At 44.1% G+C, this 1,482-nt stretch carries 2 protein-coding genes; both read left to right on the top strand.

Translation table 11 applies throughout. The annotated features are described in order from the left end of the window. Positions 1 to 250 precede the first annotated feature (250 nt). Complete coding sequence (locus IAE55_RS33525) at positions 251 to 988, top strand: SDR family oxidoreductase (RefSeq protein WP_200634970.1); 738 nt, start codon at positions 251 to 253, stop codon at positions 986 to 988. Positions 989 to 1,087: 99 nt separating this feature from the next. Beyond that, on the top strand, positions 1,088 to 1,482 hold a 395-nt coding region (locus IAE55_RS33520), incomplete at its 3' end, for a carboxymuconolactone decarboxylase family protein (RefSeq protein WP_145165356.1).

The following is a 1,482-nucleotide window of genomic DNA, read 5'->3' as shown; positions in this document are numbered from 1 at the left end:
GAAAAAAGCTCGAGGAACGAATTCTTGATGGATTGCTTTGTGCGGAGAATGCGGCGGTCAGTTTTTATAGCCTTTTCCATTATTCGGATACCTCTTCTTCAGATAATCAACAAAACTTAAGAGATTGTTGGATATGAAACAAATTCTATTCGATCAACCATTGAGGATGAAAGGCTTCTGTCTATAATTTAAATCAACGGCCGTTAAATATTCAACGTATTTTAAAATAGATCGTAAGGAGCCAACAACAATGGAAAATATAAAAAACAAAGTCGTGATCATTACCGGAGCATCCAGCGGAATAGGGGAAGCGGCAGCAAAGCTGTTAGCGGAGCATGGAGCAAAAATCGTACTGGCAGCAAGGAGAGAGGACCGCCTGCAAACAATTGTTAATGACATTAAACAAGCTGGCGGGGAAGCCGTTTCGGTAAAAGCGGACGTTGTTTCCGCTGAAGACATGAAAGATCTAGCCAAATTCGCTTTGGAAACGTATGGCCGAATAGATGTATTGGTAAACAATGCAGGGGTTATGCCAAACTCGAGACTAAATGAATTAAGAGTGGAAGAGTGGAATCAAATGATCGATGTGAACTTCAAGGGCGTTTTACATGGAATTGCTGCGGTTCTACCCATCATGAGGAAGCAGCAGTCGGGTCATATCATTAACTTGTCCTCTACCTCCGGTTATCAGGTATCTGCAACATCCGCCGTATATGCGGCTACAAAGTTTGCGGTCAGAGCGATTTCGGAAGGTTTGCGTCTGGAAGAATCTCCAGCCTCCCATATTAGATCAACGGTGATTGCGCCGGGTCTGACGAAGACCGAACTTTTTGACAGTATAACCAGTCCGGAGGTACAGGCTCTGGCAAATCAGATAAGCGGTATGGGAATTTCCCCATACGGCATAGCAAGAGCTATCGCGTTTGCAATCAATGAACCGGACGACACCTTAATCAGCGAAATTATGGTCCGCCCAACCGCGTTATAAAGCGAAAAAAATGATTTGAACTAAAAACATTCCGGATGTGTCACAAATTTAATTTGTCCATTGTCTTAGAAGTGTAAAACAAAAGAGGAGGAATTCAAAATGACACAGCGTTTAAATTATATGCAGCAATCTCCGGAGCTTTTCAAAAAAATGATGGAATTCAGCAATGCGGAGAAAGGAAGCTCAGTGGAGGAAAAGATCCTGGATCTTGTTCACATCAGAGCTTCCCAAATGAACGGATGCGGATTCTGTCTGGACATGCACGTCAAGCAGGCGAAAATCAACGGGGAGAGCGAGCTTCGTCTGTATCATGTTTCGATCTGGAGAGAATCTACTCTCTTCGAACCTCGCGAAAGAGCTGCGCTGGCTTGGACGGAGGTTCTGACACATCTGCCCGAGCATGGAGTATCGGACGAGATTTATAATCGTGTACGCGAGTATTTAACGGAGAAAGAAATCTCCGATCTGACTTTCTCGGTTATGGCGATCAATGC

It is taken from the genome of Paenibacillus sp. S28, assembly GCF_016624415.1.
GTDB classification, from domain to species: Bacteria; Bacillota; Bacilli; order Paenibacillales; family Paenibacillaceae; genus Paenibacillus_AQ; species Paenibacillus_AQ favisporus.
The sequence above is the reverse complement of the archived record's forward strand: the minus strand, read 5'-3'. Positions and strand labels throughout refer to the sequence as shown.

Coding starts and splice junctions, on each gene's coding strand:
- IAE55_RS33525 (WP_200634970.1), top strand. CDS start 251: ATGGAAAATATAAAAAACAAAGTCGTGATCATTACCGGAGCATCCAGC.